A 16,954-nucleotide genomic window follows, 5' to 3' on the forward strand; every position below is an offset into this window, starting at 1 on the left:
GCCGAGCTGATCTACCATCCCAAGCCCGCGGGCAAGGCCGGCTACGACCTGCCCGAGGCCAAGGAGGAGAGCGCCGCGGCGCCCGAGGCCGCCAAGGTCGAGCCGATCGCCGTGCGGCTGGCCTCCGCCAACGTCGAGAAGGGCCAGGGCGGCACCAAGGCGTGCCAGGCCTGCCACAGCTTCGAGAAGGGCGGCCCGAACAAGGTCGGCCCCGACCTGTGGGAGGTGGTCGAGCGCAAGAAGGGCAGCCACGAGGGCTTCGACTACTCGGCCGGCATGAAGGAGAAGGGCGGCACCTGGACCTACGCCGACCTCGACGAGTTCCTCACGAGCCCCAAGGCCTACGTGAAGGGCACCAAGATGGCGTTCGCCGGCATCAGCTCGCCTCAGGAGCGCGCCAACGTCATCGCCTACCTCCACACCCTGTCGGACAGCCCCAAGCCGCTGCCGGCGGTCGAGAAGGCGGTCGATGCCAAGCCGGCCGATGCCAAGTCCGCCGACAAGCCCGCCGACGCCAAGCCCGCCGAAGCCAAGCCGGCGGACAAGCCGACCTCCGAGAAGCCGGCGGCCGGCAAGGCCTCCGAGGGCAAGGACAGCCCGGCCAAGCCCGCCGACACCAAGGCGGAGGGCGCCAAGCCGGTGACCGAGAAGCCGCCCGGCGCGCCCGCCGGCGCCGGCTCCGAGAACCGCAACGCGGTCGAGCAGAAGTCGGCGCCCGAGAGCAGCGGGCCGTCGCCCGCCGCCGACACGGCGCCTGCGCCGACCGCGCCGCCGGCGCCCGCGACCACCGAGGCGCCGGCCAAGGCCGACCCCGCGGCCGAGCAGAAGGCCCAGGATCTCAAGGCGAACGGCAGCGAGCAGGGCGTTCCCGCCGACAAGCCGCAATAGCCCGGCACGGACGGGATCGGACAACGAGGGCCGGGCGGCGACGCCCGGCCCTTTTTCGTCCCGCCGCGACGGTCGGCCCCGGCCGCCATGCGCGGGCGCGTGTTGACCCGCGGGGCGATCCTACCGCAAACCGGACCCGACCCGGCGCGCCCGGTGCGCCACGCACCCGGACCGCCCTTCGCGATCACCGCGTCGCGACCCCACCCTCGCGAACAAGGACGCGATCCGTGACCCTCTCTCCCCCTCCAAACTCGTTCCGCACCGGCCCCGACGAGCGCGGCCGGTTCGGCATCTTCGGCGGCCGCTTCGTCGCCGAGACGCTGATGCCGCTGATCCTCTCCCTGGAAGAGGCCTACGCCGCGGCCAAGGCCGACCCGGGGTTCCAGGCCGAGATGGACGGCTACCTCAAGCACTACGTCGGCCGGCCGAGCCCGCTCTACTTCGCGGAGCGGCTGACCGAGCATTGCGGCGGCGCGAAGATCTACTTCAAGCGCGACGAGCTGAACCACACCGGCTCGCACAAGGTGAACAACGTCCTCGGGCAGATCCTGCTCGCCCGCCGGATGGGCAAGAAGCGGATCATCGCCGAGACCGGCGCCGGCCAGCACGGCGTCGCCACCGCGACCCTCTGCGCCCGGTTCGGCCTGACCTGCGTGGTCTACATGGGCGCCGTCGACGTGGCGCGCCAAGCCCCGAACGTCTTCCGGATGAAGATGCTCGGCGCCGAGGTGATCCCGGTCGAGTCCGGCACCAAGACCCTGAAGGACGCGATGAACGAGGCCCTGCGCGACTGGGTCACCAACGTCGCCGACACGTTCTACTGCATCGGCACGGTCGCCGGGCCGCACCCCTATCCGGCGATGGTGCGCGACTTCCAGTCGATCATCGGGCGCGAGACCAAGGAGCAGATGCTGGAGGCCGAGGGGCGGCTGCCCGATTCGCTCGTGGCCTGCATCGGCGGCGGCTCCAACGCGATGGGGCTGTTCCACCCCTTCCTCGACGACCGCGACGTGGAGATCTTCGGCGTCGAGGCCGCCGGCCACGGCGTCTCGTCGGGCCTGCACGCCGCCTCGCTCTCGGGCGGACGGCCGGGGGTGCTGCACGGCAACCGCACCTACCTGCTGATGGACGACGACGGGCAGATCGCGGACGCGCACTCGATCTCGGCCGGCCTCGACTATCCCGGCATCGGCCCCGAGCACGCCTGGCTGCACGAGGCCGGCCGCGTCACCTACCTCTCGGCCACCGATCAGGAGGCGCTCGGCGCGTTCAAGCTGTGCTCGATGCTCGAGGGCATCATCCCGGCGCTGGAGCCGGCCCACGCCCTTGCCAAGGTGCTGGAGATGGCCCCGAAGAAGCCGGCCGACCATCTCATGGTGATGAACCTGTGCGGCCGCGGCGACAAGGACATCCCGCAGGTGGCGGAAATCTTCGGGACGAAGCTCTGAGACTGCAAGCTCCCCCGCACCCAAGTCGGGCCTGCCCGACTTGGGCACACGGGGTGCGGATCTCGGGCGAGCACGAGATCCGTCGGGGGAGGGAAGAGCCGGTCCTACACCACCACCGTGATCGCCTGCGCCGCGCGGGTCAGGCCGGTGTAGAGCCACCGCGCCCGGTGCTCGCGGAAGGCGAACGATTCGTCGAACAGCACCACCTTGTCCCACTGCGAGCCCTGCGCCTTGTGGACGGTGAGGGCGTAGCCGTAGGTGAACTCGTCGGTCTCCCGGCGCAGGAAGGCCGGGATCTCCTCCTCCGACCCGGAAATCACGGCGCGTAAAACCTTGATGTCGATGGCGCGCTTGCGCGTGCCGGCGTCGTCCTCCGGCACCACGTCGAGGCGGATCGTGTCGGGGCGGGGCGGTGCGCGCAGGGCCTGCACGGTCCAGGTCGAGCCGTTGAGCAGGCCCTTGGTGCGGTCGTTGCGCAGGCAGACCAGCTTCTCGCCCACCGCCGGCATCGGGTCGACGTGGCCGGCCAGCTCCCGCAGCCGCCCGTTGTAGAGACGGCGGGTCTTGTTCATGCCCACCAGCACCTGGTCGCAGTCGAGCACCTGGGTCGGGTCGATGGCGCGGCGCGAGACCACGCGGCTGGCGCCGTACTCGCCGAGCGCGAGCCGGCCGCCCTCGCGCACCGTCATCGCCATGCGCACGATCGGGTCGTCCTTGGCCTGGCGGTGGACCTCGGTCAGCATCACGTCGGGCTCGGCCTCGGTGAAGAAGCCGCCGCCGCGCACCGGCGGCAGCTGCGCCGGGTCGCCGAGCACCAGCACCGGCTTGTCGAACGACAGCAGGTCGTGGCCCAGGTCCGCGTCGACCATCGAGCACTCGTCGATGACGATGAGGTCGGCCTTGGCCGCCGGCCCGGCGCGGTTCAGCGAGAAGGCGGGGCCGCCCTCTTCCGTCTCCTTGGTGCGGTAGATCAGCGAGTGGATCGTCGCGGCGTCCTGGCAGCCCTTCTGGCGCATCACCGAGGCCGCCTTGCCGGTGAAGGCGCCGAACACCACCGAGCCGTCGACGTCGTCGGCGATGCGGCGGGCCAGCGTGGTCTTGCCGGTGCCGGCGTAGCCGAACAGCCGGAACACCTGGGCGGCGCCCTTGTCCTTGCGCCAGGCGGCGATGGCCTTCAGCGCCGCGTCCTGCTGCGGGGCGAAGCTTTTGGGGAGGCCCTCGCTCACGGCCAGCGCACGGTCGGCGGCAGCGACGACAGGATCGAGGCGACGTTGCCGCCGGTCTTCAGGCCGAAGATCGTGCCGCGGTCGTGGAGCAGGTTGAACTCGACGTAGCGCCCGCGCCGCACCTGCTGCTCCAGCCGGTCGGCCTCGGTCCAGGGCGTCGCGACGTTGCGCCGGACGATCTCGGGATAGGCCGCGAGGAAGGCGCCGCCGACGTCGCGGGTGTAGGCGAGGTCGGCCTGCGGGTCGCCGGTCCAGTGGTAGTCGTAGAAGATCCCGCCGACGCCGCGGGGCTCCTTGCGGTGCGGCAGGTAGAAGTATTCCTCGCACCACTGCTTGTACTTGTCGTAGTTCGCCGCCGGGGCGTGGGCGTCGCAGGCTGCCTTGAGGCAGGCGTGGAAGTGCCGCGTGTCGGGGTCGTCCTGCGTCCGCCGGCGCTCGAGCACTGGGGTGAGGTCGGCCCCGCCGCCGAACCACGTCTTCGTCGTCACCACGAAGCGGGTGTTCATGTGGACCGTCGGCACGTTCGGGTTCCACGGATGCGCGATCAGCGAGATGCCGGTGGCGAAGAAGCGCGGGTCCTCCGCAGCGCCCGGCATCTGGGCGCGGAACTCCGGCGCGAACTCGCCGTGCACCGCCGAGACGTGGACGCCGGCCTTCTCGAACACCCGGCCGTGCAGCATCGCCATGGTGCCGCCGCCGCCGGGCCGGCCGGTGTGGTCGGTCCGCTCCCAGGGGGTTTTTTCGAAGTGCCCAGCCGCAGCGGGTGCGTCCGGATGGAACGGCCCCTCGGCCTCGGCCTCCAGGGTCTCGAGCGCGCCGACGATGCGGTCGCGCAGCGTCGTGAACCACGCGGTCGCCTCCGCCTTGAGCGCCGTGACGTCGGCCTCGGGCAGGCGGGGGCGGGCTGTCTCGGTGTCCGGCATCGTCATGGACGGGATGTCCCACTCCGCCCCGGCGGCGTCAATTCACGCATCGCGAAACCGGGCTTCGACCCGCGCTTGACTTCGAGCGCGCTCGAAGTTGTAGCCTCGATGGCATCGTGGCGAGGGCCCAAAGGGTCAAAGGGCCGAGAGGCAAGCGGTGCATGCGGATCGGCGAACTCGCCAAACGCTCGGGCCTGACGGCCCACACCCTCCGCTACTACGAGCGGATCGGGCTGCTGCCGTTCGTCGAGCGGGACGCCGCGGGGCACCGGGACTACGACGGGTCGATCCTGGCCTGGATCGGCTTCCTCGACCGTCTCAAGACCACCGGCATGCCGATCCGGACGATGCTGCATTATGCGGCCCTGCGGCGCGCCGGACCGGCGACGGCTCCGGAACGGCGCCTGCTGCTCGAACGGCATCGCGCGCAGGTCCGCACGCACGTCGCCGCGTTGCAGGACGCCCTGGCCGCCCTCGACACGAAGATCGCCGGCTATGCCTGCTCGACCGAAGGGATGCACGATGACGACCGACCAGAGCCCGACCCCGGAAAGCCGCTACGCGCGGGGCGCCCGCGCGCTCGCTGAGATCGACGGGCAGGCCGGGGAGCACGTGATCGCGGCGCTGTCCGGCATCGCCCCGGATTTCGCCCGCTACCTGATCGAGTTCCCGTTCGGCGACATCTACAGCCGCCCCGGCCTCGACCTGCGATCGCGGGAGATCGCCACGATCGCGGCGCTGACGGCGATGGGCAACGCCGCGCCGCAGCTTAAGGTGCACATCGAGGCGGGCCTGAACGTCGGCCTGTCCCGCGACGAGATCACCGAGGTGATCATGCAGATGGCGGTCTATGCCGGCTTCCCGGCCGCCCTCAACGGCCTGTTCGCCGCCAAGGAGGTCTTCGCGGCCCGCGCGCCGGCGTGACGCCGATCGCGCGGGCGCGAGTCACCGCCCACGGCGGCGAACCGGCGCGAGGCGCCCGGCGACACCGTCGGGCGCGCGCGGGCCGGGCGGCTCAGGCCGTCGGCCCGGCCCCCTGCCGGATCGCCTCGCCGCAGATCATCGCCGCCGCGACCGCGACGTTGAGCGAGCGCATTCCGGCGCGGATCGGCACCACCACCCGCGCGTCGGCCGCGGCGTGGACCGCCTCGGGCACGCCGGCCGATTCGCGGCCCATCAGGATGCAGTCGCCGTCGCGGAAGGCGAAGCCCGTGTAGGGCAGGGCGCCCGCGGTGGTGGCGAGCACCAGGCGGATTCCTGCCTGGAGGCGCCATTCCGAGAACGCCGCCCAGGAACGGTGCCGGGTGATCGCGACGTGGTCGAGGTAGTCGAGCCCCGAGCGGCGCAGGTGACGGTCGGACACGTCGAAGCCCGCCGGCTCGACGATCTCGACGGAGAGCCCGAGGCAGGCCGCCATGCGCAGCAGCGTGCCGGTGTTCTGGGGGATGTCGGGCTGGTAGAGCGCGAGGCGGAGCATGCTCCGGGGATATCCGCTTCGGCGCCGCCGACCAATCCACGCCGGCACGGCCGATCCGTGCCGACGCATGGCAGCCCCGACGCGCTGCGGCATCGCTCCCCGCTTGGCCGGGACGACCGCGGGCTTACATGAGGGTCACGCCTCCCCGACGCAAAGCACCGTGACACCATGTTCCTCGATTGGCTCGAGCGCCGCATCGACCCGTTCGCGCCCTTCGACGCGGAGCGGATGCCCCCCAAAACCGTGCTCGGCTTCGCCGCGTTCTACCTGCGCCCGATGCGGGCCGCGCTCGCCGCCCTGTTCGTCATCGCGGTGGTGGCGGGCACGGTCGAGGCCTCGCTCTACCTGCTGATGCGCTGGTTCATCGACCTGATGAACGGCGCCGACCGGACGACGCTGCTGCAGGATCATGGGCTCGCGCTGGCGCTCGCCGCGCTGTTCCTCGTGGTGGTGCGGCCGACCACGATCTGGCTGCACGAGGTCGCCTCGAACCAGCTCATCGTGCCGCAGACCACCAACCAGGTCCGCTGGCGCACCCACCTCTACACGCTCGGCCACTCGCTCTCGTACTTCCAGGGCGACTTCGCCGGCCGCCTCGCCAACCGCATCGTCCAGGTCGGCCCGGCGGTGCGCGAGATCGCGGTCGTGTTCATCGACACCCTGCTCTACGTGGCGATCTACGCGATCACCGCGGTCGGCCTGTTCTCGTCGATCTCGGTGTGGCTGGCCTTGCCGGTGGTGGCCTGGATCGCGGCCTATGCCGGGCTGACGGCGTGGTTCGTGCCGCGGGCGCGCGAGCGGTCGCACCGCACCGCCGAGACCCGCTCGGCGCTGGTCGGGCGGGTGGTCGACAGCTACACCAACATCCTCACCGTCAAGCTCTTCGCCCGCGACCGCGAGGAGCGCGCGGCCGTGCGCGAGGCGATCGATAGCAACACCCGGACCTACCTGCACCAGTTCCGGCTGGTGACGCTGACGACGACCCTGCTCGGCATCCTCAACAGCGCCCTGCTGCTCGCCACCGGCGCCCTGTGCCTGATGCTGTGGCAGCGCGGCGGCATGACCACGGGCGAGGCCGCCGCCGGCCTCGCGCTGGTGCTGCGCCTGCTCGCGATGTCGGGCTGGGTGATGCAGACCGTGCGCGGCGTGTTCGAGAACGTCGGCGTGATCCAGGAGAGCATGCAGACGATCAGCCGTCCGCACGGGCTCGTCGACGCGCCCGACGCCGCCGTGCTGAAGGTCGCGGGCGGGGACATCCGCTTCGAGAACGTCGGCTTCCATTACGGCCGCGGCGACGCCAATGTGATCGAGAACCTGTCGCTGCACATCCGGGCCGGCGAGAAGGTCGGGCTCGTCGGCGTCAGCGGCGCGGGCAAGACCACGATCACCTCGCTGCTGCTGCGCCTGCACGACGTCGAGAGCGGCCGCATCACCGTCGACGGCCAGGACATCGCGCGCGTCACGCAGGATTCGCTGCGGGGCGCCATCGCCATGGTCAGCCAGGACACCTCGCTGCTGCACCGCTCGATCCGCGACAACATCGCCTACGGCCGCCCCGACGCGACCATGGACGCGGTCGCCCGCGCCGCCGAGCTCGCCCATGCCGACGCCTTCATCCACGACCTCGTCGACCACAAGGGGCGGCGCGGCTACGACGCCCAGGTCGGCGAGCGCGGGGTGAAGCTCTCGGGCGGCCAGCGCCAGCGCATCGCCATCGCCCGGGTGATCCTCAAGGACGCCCCGGTGCTGATCCTCGACGAGGCGACCTCGGCGCTGGATTCGGAGGTCGAGGCGGCGATCCAGGAGAGCCTCGACACCCTGATGCAGGGCAAGACCGTGCTCGCCATCGCCCACCGGCTCTCGACCATCGCGGCGCTCGACCGCCTCGTGGTCATCGACGAGGGCCGCATCGTCGAGGAGGGGACGCATGCCGAGCTGATCGGCCGCGGCGGCCTCTACGCCCGATTGTGGGAGCGCCAGTCCGGCGGCTTCCTGCCCGACCGGGCGCCCAAACCCGAGCCCCGTCGGATTTCCGACGCGTTGCCGGGGTAGAACGCGCGGAACTAGAGCCCGGAATGACGGGGAGGGCATAGGACCTCTCTTCATTCAAATGGGCGGCCGCGCCGGCCAAATCATCGAAAGACCAAGACATGCCGGCATTCGGCCTCGCGGCCTCGGCCGGGGAGGGGCGGCCTCCCGTCCGGCGAGCGTGGATCGCGGAGCTGCGCGCGACCCTCGCGCTCGCCGCGCCCCTCGTCCTCACCAACCTCGCCCAGCACGGGCTGATCACCGCCGACACGGTGATGCTCGGCCGCCTGGGCGCGCCCGAGCTCGCGGCGGCGACGCTGGCCACCAGCCTGTACTTCATCCTGTTCATCTGCGGCATCGGCCTGACCTCGGCGGTGGCGCCCCTGATCGCGGAGGCGCTCGGGCGCGACCGCACCGATTCGGACGCCGTGCGCCGCCTCGTGCGGGCCGGGTTCTGGGCCGCGACCCTCGTCGCGATCCCGCTGATGCTCGGGCTGTGGCACACGCGGGCGCTGCTGGAAGCGATCGGCGAGCCGCCGGCGCTGGCCGAGGATGCCGGCCGCTACATGCGCGCGCTACAATGGGCGATGTGGCCGGCCCTGCTGTTCATGGTGCTGCGCGGCACCTTCGCAGCGCTGGAGCGCCCGAGCTGGCCGCTCGCCGCCAGCCTGATGGCGCTGCCGGTCAATATCGGCCTCGGGGTCTGGCTCGCCTTCGAGGGCCCCGGACGCCTCGGCATGGGGCTGGTCGGGGTCGGCATCGCCACCACCTGCGCCGCGTTCTTCACCCTCCTCGTGCTCGTCGCGGTGATCCTGCGCGACCGCGGCCTGCGCCGGTACCGGCTGCTGCACCGGGTCTGGCGCTTCGATGCGAAGCGCCTCTCGGCCCTGTTCCGCCTCGGCCTGCCGATGGCGGGGACGGGGCTCGCGGAAGCCGGCCTGTTCGAGGCGGCGGTGCTCGGCATGGGGCTGTTCGGCGCGGCCCAGCTCGCCGCGCACGCGGTGGCGATCCAGATCGCGGCGCTCTGCTTCATGGTCCCGAACGGGGTCGCGCAGGGCGCCACCGTGCGCGTCGGCCTGCGGCACGGCGCGCACGACCCGCAGGGCGTGCGGCTCGCCGGCCGCGTCGCGCTGGCGCTCGGCTTCGGCTTCATGACGGCCTGCGCCAGCCTCCAGCTCGGCGCGCCGCGCCTGCTGATCGGGCTGTTCCTCGACGTCGAGGCACCCGCCAACGCCGCGGTGATGCCCTACGCGGTCGGCTTCCTCGGCTTCGCCGCCCTGTTCGCGGTGGCCGACGGGGTCCAGTCCGTCGCCCTCGGGATGCTGCGCGGCCTGCAAGATACGAAGGTGCCGATGCTGATCGCCGTCGGCGGCTACTGGGGCATCGGCGTGCCCGCCGGCGCGGCGCTCGCCTGGGGGGCGGGGCTGCAGGGCTACGGGATCTGGCTCGGCTTCTGCGCCGGCCTGTTCGTCGTCGCGATCCTGCTCACCGCCCGCTGGCGCCGCCTGACCGCGCTTCGGGACCGCAGGCCCGGGCCCGCCGGGCCGCCCGCGCGATAGGAAACCCGATCCGTGTCGTCCTCCGGCACAGCTTGGCTTGACTTCGGGCGACGTGCGGTCGCATTGCACAGATTAGAACGATGATGCTCTGGTCCGCTCCGCACGGGCGGTCCGACGCGGCGGGCGAGATCGGATTTCCATCCGCCCGGGAGCGCTCCGCCGACCTGCCCGACGCCACGAGATCGGGCGACGGCACACTGGGAGATTGACGACCTTGGCGAACACCTCCGCCGCCGCGTCCACCGGCACCGCCGCCCCGGACGGAACCCGCCGCGACTTCCTGTACCTGGCCACCGGCGCGGGCGCCGCCGTCGGCGTCGGCGCCGTCGCCTGGCCCTTCGTCGCCTCGATGGCGCCGGACGCCGCCACCATCGCCGCCGGCGCGCCGATCGACGTCGACCTCGCCCCGATCACCGACGGCCAGATCATCAACGTGTTTTGGCGCGGCAAGCTGATCTTCGTCCGCAAGCTCACCGAGAAGGAGGTGACGGACATGAAGGCGATCCCGGAGAGCCAGCTCTCCGATCCGGCTCCCTTCGGCACGCGGGTGAAGAAGGGCCACGACCAGTGGCTCGTGGTCTACGGCAACTGCACCCATCTCGGCTGCGTGCCGATCGGCCACCAGGGCAACTTCGAGGGCTGGGCCTGCCCCTGCCACGGCTCGCAGTTCGACGCGGTCGGCCGCGTCCGCCGCGGCCCCGCCCCGATCAACCTTCCGATCCCGCCCTATTCCTTCCAGACCGACGCGAAGATCCGCATCGGCGAGGAAGCCAAGGCCGCGGCCTGAGACACGAGGGACCGCCCATGAGCGCTCACGCCAACGCCTACGTCCCCAAGAGCCGCCTCGCGAAGTGGTTCGAGGCCCGCCTGCCGATCGTCGGGCTGGTGCACTCGTCGTTCGTCGCCTTCCCGGTGCCGCGCAACCTGAACTACTTCTGGACCTTCGGCGCGATCCTGATCGCCTTCCTCGGCATCCAGATCGTCACCGGCGTCTGGCTCGCGATGCACTACGAGCCCTCGGCGACCCAGGCGTTCAACTCGGTCGAGCACATCATGCGCGACGTGAACTACGGCTGGCTGCTGCGCTACGCCCACGCCAACGGCGCGTCGATGTTCTTCGTCGCGGTCTACGTGCACATCTTCCGGGCGCTGTATTACGGGTCGTACAAGGCCCCGCGCGAGGTGCTCTACATCCTCGGCGTGATCATCTACCTCCTGATGATGGCGACCGCCTTCCTCGGCTACACCCTGCCCTGGGGCCAGATGAGCTTCTGGGGCGCGACTGTCATCACCAACATCCTCGCCGCGATCCCCGTGGTCGGCGACACCATCCAGAGCCTGCTCTGGGGCGGCTACTCGGTCGGCAACCCGACGATCAACCGCTTCTTCTCGCTGCACTACCTGCTGCCGTGGATGATCGCCGGCGTCGTGGTGCTCCACGTCTGGGCGCTACACGTCACCGGCCAGAACAACCCGACCGGCATCCCGATCAAGTCCTCGAAGGACGCGGTGCCCTTCACCCCCTACGCCACGATCAAGGACGTGTTCGCCACCGTGGTGTTCATGATCCTGTTCGCGTGGTTCATCTTCTACCAGCCGAACTATCTCGGCCACGCCGACAACTACGTCCCGGCCAACCCCGCCGTGACCCCGGCCCACATCGTGCCCGAATGGTACTTCCTGCCGTTCTACGCGATCCTGCGCGCGGTGCCGTCGAAGCTCGGCGGCGTGATCCTGATGTTCTCGGCGGTGCTGATCCTCGCGCTCGCGCCGTGGCTCGACACCTCGCGGGTGCGCTCGTGCAACTACCGGCCGATCTACCGCCAGTTCTTCTGGCTGTTCCTGGCGGTCACGGTCATCCTGGGCTGGCTCGGCGCCAAGCCGCCGGAAGGCGGCTACGTCATCGCCTCGCAGATCTGCACCTTCTACTACTTCGCCCACTTCCTCCTCGTGATGCCGATCGTCGGCCTGATCGAGACGCCGAAGGCGCTGCCCGGGTCGATCCTGGAGAGCGTGACCGGGCCGGGCAAGCAGGTGAGCGGGTCCGGGCTGCCGGCGGGCGCCGCCGCGGCGCCGACGACCAAGGGCTGAGGGCAGGACCGGAACCGACGATGAAACTCTCGAGCCTTCTCGCCGCCTCCCTGCTGGCGCTCTCCCTCGGCGCCCCGCTGGGCTCCTCGGCGGCCTCCGCCGAGGACGCGCATGGCGGCAACCAGCCGCCCCGCCTCCAGTGGAGCTACGCCGGCGTGTTCGGCCGCTTCGACCAGGCGCAGCTCCAGCGCGGGTTCCAGGTCTACAAGGAGGTCTGCTCCGCCTGCCACTCGATGAAGCTCGTGGACTTCCGCAACCTCGCGGAGGAGGGCGGTCCCGACTTCTCGGAGAGCCAGGTCAAGGCGCTCGCCGCGACCTACCAGGTCAAGGACGGCCCGAACGACGCCGGCGAGATGTTCGAGCGACCCGGCCGCCCGGCCGACAAGTTCCCGCCGCCCTTCCCGAACGACCAGGCGGCGGCGGCGGCCAACGGCGGCAAGGCGCCGCCGGACTTCTCGGTGCTGGCCAAGGCCCGCACCTTCGAGCGCGGCTTCCCGTGGTTCATCACCGACGCGCTGCCCTTCGTCGGCTATTCCGAGCAGGGCGTGGACTACATCCACGCGGTGCTGAACGGCTACGAGGAGCCCCCGAAGGGCACCGACGTGCCGGACGGCGTGCACTACAACAAGTACTATCCCGGCCACCTGATCGCGATGCCGAACCCGATCAGCGACGGCCAGGTGACCTACCCGAAGAACGAGGCCGGCCAGCCGGTCGTGCCGGAGACGGTCGACCAGTACACCCGCGACGTCGCGGCCTTCATGGCCTGGGCCGCCGAGCCGCACATGATGGCGCGCAAGGCGCTCGGCTTCCGGGTGATCCTGTTCCTGATCCTGCTCTCGGGGCTGCTGTACTACGTCAAGAAGCGGGTCTGGGCCGACGTCGGCGGCGAGGTCCACGGTCTCCAGCCCGAGCTGCACAAGGCGGGTTGACGCCCGATCGATCCACGGACGACCGAACGGGCCCCTCGCGGGGCCCGTTCGCGTTTTTGCCGCGCGCGCAGTTCGTGATAGCGGGACGCGGAGATCTCGACCTCGCCGAGACCTGCGCGGGTCCCTTCCCCGGGGGGAGAAGGACAGGATGAGGGGCGTGCGCCGTCCGGAGAGGTCACGCCCCTCACCCCACCCCTCTCCCCATGGAGAGGGAGCCCCGCAGCGGCTCCTACGCGCCACCTTCGACAACGGACGATCGACATGACGGCAGCGGTGCTCGGTGTGATGGGCGGGTCGGGGGTCTACGACCTGCCGGGGCTCGAGGACGTGCGCGAGGAGCGGGTGGCGTCGCCCTGGGGCGAGCCGTCCGACGCCCTGCGGATCGGGCGCATCGGGGACACCAAGGTGGTGTTCCTGGCCCGCCACGGCCGCGGGCACCGCCTCTCCCCGTCCGGCATCGACTACCGCGCCAACATCGACGCGCTGAAGCGGGCCGGCGTCACCGACCTCGTCGCGCTGTCGGCCTGCGGCTCGTTCCGCAACGAGCTGCATCCGGGCCTGTTCGTGCTCATCGACCAGTTCGTCGACCGGACGGTGGGGCGCGCGTCCTCGTTCTTCGGCAACGGCTGCGTCGCCCACGTCTCGCTCGCCCACCCGGTCGGCCCGAACCTGCAGAAGCGCATCGCGAACGCGGCGGAGGCGGAGGGGATCGCGGTGCATCGCGGCGGCACCTACGTCTGCATGGAGGGGCCGCAATTCTCCTCGCTCGCCGAATCGAAGAGCTACAAGGCGCAAGGGTTCGACGTGATCGGCATGACCAACATGCCCGAGGCCAAGCTCGCCCGCGAGGCCGAGATCACCTACGCCACCATCGCGATGGTCACAGACTTCGACTGCTGGCATCCGGGCCACGACGCGGTCGACGTGGCCTCGGTCGTCGCGGTGGCGCGGGCCAACGCCGACAAGGCCGCCCGCCTCGTGGCGCGGCTCGCCCGCGACCTGCCCGCGACCCGCGAGGATTGCCCGGCCGGCTCGCACCGGGCGCTCGACGGCGCGATCATGACGGCGCCGTCCCACCGCGACCCGGACCTGCTGGCCAAGCTCGACGCGGTGGCGGGGCGCGTGCTCAAGGATTGAGCCGAGCCCTTCCCCCGGCGACGGCTTCCGCACTAGAAGGCACGAAAGCCGGCCGCGTCGGCCCGGCGAACGAACACCCACAAAGACCATGCGCAGCGCCAGCATCAGCCGGAAGACGGCGGAGACCGACGTGTCGGTCTCGATCGACCTCGACGGCACCGGCAAGGCCGGGATCGCCACCGGGGTCGGCTTCCTCGACCACATGCTCGAGCTGTTCGCCCGGCACGGCCTGTTCGACGTCGAGGCGCGGGTGACCGGCGACCTGCACGTCGACCAGCACCACACGGTGGAGGATTGCGGCATCGCGCTCGGCCAGGCCTTCGCGAAGGCGCTCGGCGACAAGCGCGGCATCGCCCGCTACGCCGACATCCACATGCCGATGGACGAGACGTTGAGCCGGGTCGCGATCGACATCTCGGGCAGGCCGTTCCTGGTGTTCCGCACCGCCTTCCGCGTCGAGAAGATCGGTGCCTTCGACACCGAGCTGGTGCGCGAGTGGTTCCAGGCCTTCGCCATGAACGCCGGCATCACGCTCCACGTCGAGACGCTCTACGGCGACAACGCCCACCACATCGCCGAGAGCTGCTTCAAGGGGCTGGCCCGCGCCTTGCGGAAGGCCGTCGCGGTCGATCCCCGCGAGGAGGGACGCGTTCCCTCGACCAAGGGTTCGCTCTAGGCGAGGATCGCGGACGGCCGTCGCGGCGGGCTCGCGCAGCCGCATCCGGCGTTCGGCCGACAGGAAAGGGAAGGGGTCGCCATGAGGATGCGCAGCTACACGCTCCATCTGCCGCACGAGGCCCGCTCCGGCGAGGCGCACGACCTCGACCGGGCGCAGCTGGTGCCGGACGGGTTCTCGTGGGCGGCCTTCGCCTTCTCGGTGCTGTGGTTCCTCTATCACCGCCTCTGGCTCGCAGCCCTGTTGGTGCTGGCCGGGCTGGGCGCCACCGCGCTCGTCGGCTACGGCCTCGGCCTGTCGCCCGCCGCCGGCACCGCGATCACGCTGCTGGTCCTGGTGCTGATCGGGCTCGAGGCGTCCTCGCTCCGGCGCTGGACGCTCGCCCGCAACGGCCGGCCGGCGCGCGACGCGGTGGTGGCCTTCAACGCCGACGAGGCCGAAGCCAAGGCGATGACGCGCTGGCTCGACCCCGCCCCCGCGCCGACCGTCCGGGCCTCGACCGCGTTCGCGGGCAACTGCGCGGCCGAGCCTGTGATCGGCCTGTTTCCCGCGCAGGGCGGCCGGTGAGCGTCTTCGAGGAACAACGACCGTGAGCGCCGAGACCGTCGCGATCATCGATTACGGGTCGGGCAACCTGCACTCGGCGGCCAAGGCCTTCGAGCGGGCGGCCCGCGAGGCCGGGCTGCCGGAGACCCGCATCGTCGTCACCGGCGATCCGGACGCGGTCGCGCGCGCCGACCGGATCGTGCTCCCCGGGGTCGGCGCCTACGCCGATTGCCGCCGCGGGCTCGATGCCGTCCCCGGCCTCGTGGCGGCGATGACCGATGCCGCCATCGGGTCGGGGCGTCCCTTCCTCGGCATCTGCGTCGGCATGCAGCTGATGGCCACCCGCGGCCTCGAATACGAGACCACGGAAGGCCTCGGCTGGATCTCCGGCGACGTCGGCCCGATCCGGCCGTCCGACCCCACGCTCAAGATCCCGCACATGGGCTGGAACACCCTGACGCCGTCCCGCGACCATCCGCTGCTCGACGGCATCCGCACCGGGCCGGACGGGCTGCACGCCTACTTCGTGCACAGCTTCGCCCTGAAGGCGGATCGCCCGGACGAGGTCGTCGCCGAGGCGGCCTACGGCGGTCCCGTCACCGCGATGGTGGCGCGCGACAACCTCGCCGGCACCCAGTTCCACCCGGAGAAGAGCCAGCATCTCGGGCTGGCCCTGCTTGCGAACTTTCTGCGCTGGCGGCCGTAACCGCCGCGCCCTCCGTCGAACGACCAGAAGAAACGAGCGTCCGCGTGATCCTGTATCCGGCCATCGATCTCAAGGAAGGACACTGCGTCCGCCTCGTGCAGGGCGACATGGCCCAGGCCGTGGTGTTCAACGACGACCCGGCGGCGCAGGCCCGGGCCTTCGCCGAGCAGGGCTTCTCCTGGCTCCACGTGGTCGACCTCGACGGTGCCTTCGCCGGGGAGCCGATGAACGCGGCCGCCGTCGACGCGATCCTCGCCCAGGTCGACATCCCGGTGCAGCTCGGGGGCGGCATCCGCGAGATGCGCACGCTGGAGGGCTGGCTCGAGAAGGGCGTCGCACGGGTGATCATCGGCACGGCGGCCGTGCGCGACCCGGCCTTCGTCCACGAGGCGGCGCGGCGCCATCCCGGCAGGATCGCGGTGGGCATCGACGCCAAGGACGGGCGCGTCGCGGTGGCGGGCTGGGCCGAGACCTCGAGCATGACCGCCGAGGACCTCGGCCGCCGGTTCGAGGATGCCGGCGTCTCGGCGATCATCTACACCGACATCGCCCGCGACGGCATCCTGAAGGGCCTCAACATCGAGATGACGGTGGCGCTCGCCGAAGCCGTGAGCATCCCGGTGATCGCGTCGGGCGGCCTCGCCTCGATCGAGGACGTGCACCGCCTGCTCGAGCCCGATTGCGCGATGCTGGCCGGTGCGATCACGGGGCGCGCCCTCTACGACGGCCGCATCGACCCGCGCGCGGCGCTGTTCGCGATCAGGGCGGCGCGCGGAGGCGGCGCTTCGTGATAGGCTCGCCCGGTCAAGGGTTTGCCGGGAGGCGGCGATGACGGCTTCGGCGAAGGCGGCGCGACCGGCCGAGACCGGGACGGCCTACGCGGACGACTTCTACACCTGGACGCAGGAGCAGGGGGCACGCCTCCGGGCGGGCGACCTGACCGGCCTCGATCGGGAGAACCTCGCCGAGGAGATCGAGAGCTTGGGTCGCAGCCAGTTCAGCAGCCTCGTCGGCGCGTGGCGCATCGTCCTGCTGCATATGCTCAAGTGGGATCACCAGCCATCGCGACGGACGCGAAGCTGGGTGATCTCGATCGCGACGCATCGGGTGGCTGCGGCCGACGAGCTGGCGGACAGTCCCGGCCTGAAGAGCCGTCGGGTGGAAGCGATGGAACGCGCCTACCGCCGCGCCCGTCTCGAAGCGGCTGACGAGACCGGCCTTCCGCTGAAGACCTTTCCCGAGACCTGCCCCTACACCCACGACGAGATGCTCACGCGTCCCTTCGCGATCGACCCCGACGACACGACCGCCTGAAGG

18 protein-coding genes are annotated in these 16,954 nt (G+C 71.2%); 15 read left to right on the top strand and 3 right to left on the bottom strand.

Translation table 11 applies throughout. The features are described from left to right. Together MKK60_RS13585 and trpB are read left to right on the top strand one after the other, a co-directional pair. Positions 1-888 (top strand): c-type cytochrome (locus MKK60_RS13585; RefSeq protein ID WP_243986524.1); only part of this gene is annotated, 888 nt, incomplete at its 5' end. Positions 889-1,115: 227 nt separating this feature from the next. Continuing rightward, complete coding sequence (gene trpB / locus MKK60_RS13590; RefSeq protein ID WP_147844278.1) at positions 1,116-2,336, top strand: tryptophan synthase subunit beta; 1,221 nt, start codon at positions 1,116-1,118, stop codon at positions 2,334-2,336. A 104-nt stretch (positions 2,337-2,440) separates the two neighbouring features. On the opposite strand, the gene MKK60_RS13595 is transcribed toward trpB, so the two are convergent. Beyond that, complete coding sequence (locus MKK60_RS13595; protein WP_243935735.1) at positions 2,441-3,562, bottom strand: ATP-dependent RecD-like DNA helicase; 1,122 nt, start codon at positions 3,560-3,562, stop codon at positions 2,441-2,443. After that, entirely contained in the window at positions 3,559-4,485 is a 927-nt protein-coding gene (hemF, locus tag MKK60_RS13600) for an oxygen-dependent coproporphyrinogen oxidase (RefSeq protein ID WP_243986638.1), read from the bottom strand. The genes MKK60_RS13595 and hemF overlap by 4 nt, the downstream gene beginning before the upstream one ends. Positions 4,486-4,646: 161 nt before the next feature. Between hemF and MKK60_RS13605 the strand changes: the two genes are divergently transcribed. Both MKK60_RS13605 and MKK60_RS13610 read left to right on the top strand, forming a co-directional pair. After that, positions 4,647-5,072 (top strand): MerR family transcriptional regulator, encoded by a 426-nt coding sequence (locus tag MKK60_RS13605; RefSeq protein WP_243935734.1) that lies wholly within the window; start codon positions 4,647-4,649, stop codon positions 5,070-5,072. Then, the gene (locus MKK60_RS13610; protein WP_147727510.1) at positions 5,008-5,409 is read left to right on the top strand and encodes a carboxymuconolactone decarboxylase family protein; all 402 of its coding nucleotides are present in this window, start codon (positions 5,008-5,010) and stop codon (positions 5,407-5,409) included. Before MKK60_RS13605 ends, MKK60_RS13610 begins: the two co-directional genes overlap by 65 nt. A 91-nt stretch (positions 5,410-5,500) precedes the next feature. On the opposite strand, the gene MKK60_RS13615 is transcribed toward MKK60_RS13610, so the two are convergent. Beyond that, positions 5,501-5,962: a tRNA (cytidine(34)-2'-O)-methyltransferase gene (locus MKK60_RS13615; protein WP_147842697.1), complete on the bottom strand. Its 462-nt coding sequence runs from the start codon at positions 5,960-5,962 to the stop codon at positions 5,501-5,503. A gap of 168 nt (positions 5,963-6,130) precedes the next feature. Between MKK60_RS13615 and MKK60_RS13620 the strand changes: the two genes are divergently transcribed. The 11 genes from MKK60_RS13620 (at position 6,131) to MKK60_RS13670 (ending at position 16,951) form a co-directional block, all read left to right on the top strand. Further along, complete coding sequence (locus tag MKK60_RS13620) at positions 6,131-8,014, top strand: ABC transporter ATP-binding protein (protein WP_147859056.1); 1,884 nt, start codon at positions 6,131-6,133, stop codon at positions 8,012-8,014. Positions 8,015-8,112: 98 nt separating this feature from the next. Continuing rightward, positions 8,113-9,549 (top strand): MATE family efflux transporter, encoded by a 1,437-nt coding sequence (locus MKK60_RS13625; RefSeq protein ID WP_243986526.1) that lies wholly within the window; start codon positions 8,113-8,115, stop codon positions 9,547-9,549. 214 nt (positions 9,550-9,763) lie between these two features. After that, on the top strand, positions 9,764-10,336 hold the full coding sequence (petA, locus tag MKK60_RS13630; RefSeq protein WP_147842694.1) for a ubiquinol-cytochrome c reductase iron-sulfur subunit: 573 nt from the start codon (positions 9,764-9,766) through the stop codon (positions 10,334-10,336). A 17-nt stretch (positions 10,337-10,353) separates the two neighbouring features. Next, on the top strand, positions 10,354-11,640 hold the full coding sequence (locus tag MKK60_RS13635; protein WP_147725806.1) for a cytochrome b: 1,287 nt from the start codon (positions 10,354-10,356) through the stop codon (positions 11,638-11,640). A 20-nt stretch (positions 11,641-11,660) separates the two neighbouring features. Beyond that, the gene (locus MKK60_RS13640) at positions 11,661-12,572 is read left to right on the top strand and encodes a cytochrome c1 (protein ID WP_147725805.1); all 912 of its coding nucleotides are present in this window, start codon (positions 11,661-11,663) and stop codon (positions 12,570-12,572) included. Positions 12,573-12,833: 261 nt separating this feature from the next. Next, positions 12,834-13,709, top strand: a complete 876-nt coding sequence (locus MKK60_RS13645; RefSeq protein WP_243986528.1) for an S-methyl-5'-thioadenosine phosphorylase — start codon at positions 12,834-12,836, stop codon at positions 13,707-13,709. Between the two features lie 88 nt (positions 13,710-13,797). Beyond that, complete coding sequence (gene hisB, locus MKK60_RS13650) at positions 13,798-14,385, top strand: imidazoleglycerol-phosphate dehydratase HisB (RefSeq protein ID WP_147842693.1); 588 nt, start codon at positions 13,798-13,800, stop codon at positions 14,383-14,385. Positions 14,386-14,472: 87 nt separating this feature from the next. Then, positions 14,473-14,952: a DUF2628 domain-containing protein gene (locus MKK60_RS13655; RefSeq protein WP_243986640.1), complete on the top strand. Its 480-nt coding sequence runs from the start codon at positions 14,473-14,475 to the stop codon at positions 14,950-14,952. A 22-nt stretch (positions 14,953-14,974) separates the two neighbouring features. Continuing rightward, positions 14,975-15,637, top strand: a complete 663-nt coding sequence (hisH, locus tag MKK60_RS13660) for an imidazole glycerol phosphate synthase subunit HisH (protein ID WP_243986530.1) — start codon at positions 14,975-14,977, stop codon at positions 15,635-15,637. A 44-nt stretch (positions 15,638-15,681) separates the two neighbouring features. Continuing rightward, entirely contained in the window at positions 15,682-16,428 is a 747-nt protein-coding gene (hisA, locus tag MKK60_RS13665) for a 1-(5-phosphoribosyl)-5-[(5-phosphoribosylamino)methylideneamino]imidazole-4-carboxamide isomerase (protein WP_243986532.1), read from the top strand. Positions 16,429-16,465: 37 nt separating this feature from the next. Continuing rightward, on the top strand, positions 16,466-16,951 hold the full coding sequence (locus MKK60_RS13670; protein WP_147725800.1) for a DUF29 domain-containing protein: 486 nt from the start codon (positions 16,466-16,468) through the stop codon (positions 16,949-16,951). The last annotated feature ends 3 nt before the right edge of the window (positions 16,952-16,954 follow it).

Origin of the sequence: Methylobacterium sp. J-092 (genome assembly GCF_022829325.1) — a bacterium.
Classification (GTDB): domain Bacteria; phylum Pseudomonadota; class Alphaproteobacteria; order Rhizobiales; family Beijerinckiaceae; genus Methylobacterium.

Coding starts and splice junctions, on each gene's coding strand:
- hemF (WP_243986638.1), bottom strand. CDS start 4,485: ATGCCGGACACCGAGACAGCCCGCCCCCGCCTGCCCGAGGCCGACGTC.
- MKK60_RS13605 (WP_243935734.1), top strand. CDS start 4,647: ATGCGGATCGGCGAACTCGCCAAACGCTCGGGCCTGACGGCCCACACC.
- MKK60_RS13610 (WP_147727510.1), top strand. CDS start 5,008: ATGACGACCGACCAGAGCCCGACCCCGGAAAGCCGCTACGCGCGGGGC.
- MKK60_RS13615 (WP_147842697.1), bottom strand. CDS start 5,962: ATGCTCCGCCTCGCGCTCTACCAGCCCGACATCCCCCAGAACACCGGC.
- MKK60_RS13620 (WP_147859056.1), top strand. CDS start 6,131: ATGTTCCTCGATTGGCTCGAGCGCCGCATCGACCCGTTCGCGCCCTTC.
- MKK60_RS13625 (WP_243986526.1), top strand. CDS start 8,113: ATGCCGGCATTCGGCCTCGCGGCCTCGGCCGGGGAGGGGCGGCCTCCC.
- MKK60_RS13635 (WP_147725806.1), top strand. CDS start 10,354: ATGAGCGCTCACGCCAACGCCTACGTCCCCAAGAGCCGCCTCGCGAAG.
- MKK60_RS13640 (WP_147725805.1), top strand. CDS start 11,661: ATGAAACTCTCGAGCCTTCTCGCCGCCTCCCTGCTGGCGCTCTCCCTC.
- MKK60_RS13645 (WP_243986528.1), top strand. CDS start 12,834: ATGACGGCAGCGGTGCTCGGTGTGATGGGCGGGTCGGGGGTCTACGAC.
- hisB (WP_147842693.1), top strand. CDS start 13,798: ATGCGCAGCGCCAGCATCAGCCGGAAGACGGCGGAGACCGACGTGTCG.
- MKK60_RS13655 (WP_243986640.1), top strand. CDS start 14,473: ATGCGCAGCTACACGCTCCATCTGCCGCACGAGGCCCGCTCCGGCGAG.
- MKK60_RS13670 (WP_147725800.1), top strand. CDS start 16,466: ATGACGGCTTCGGCGAAGGCGGCGCGACCGGCCGAGACCGGGACGGCC.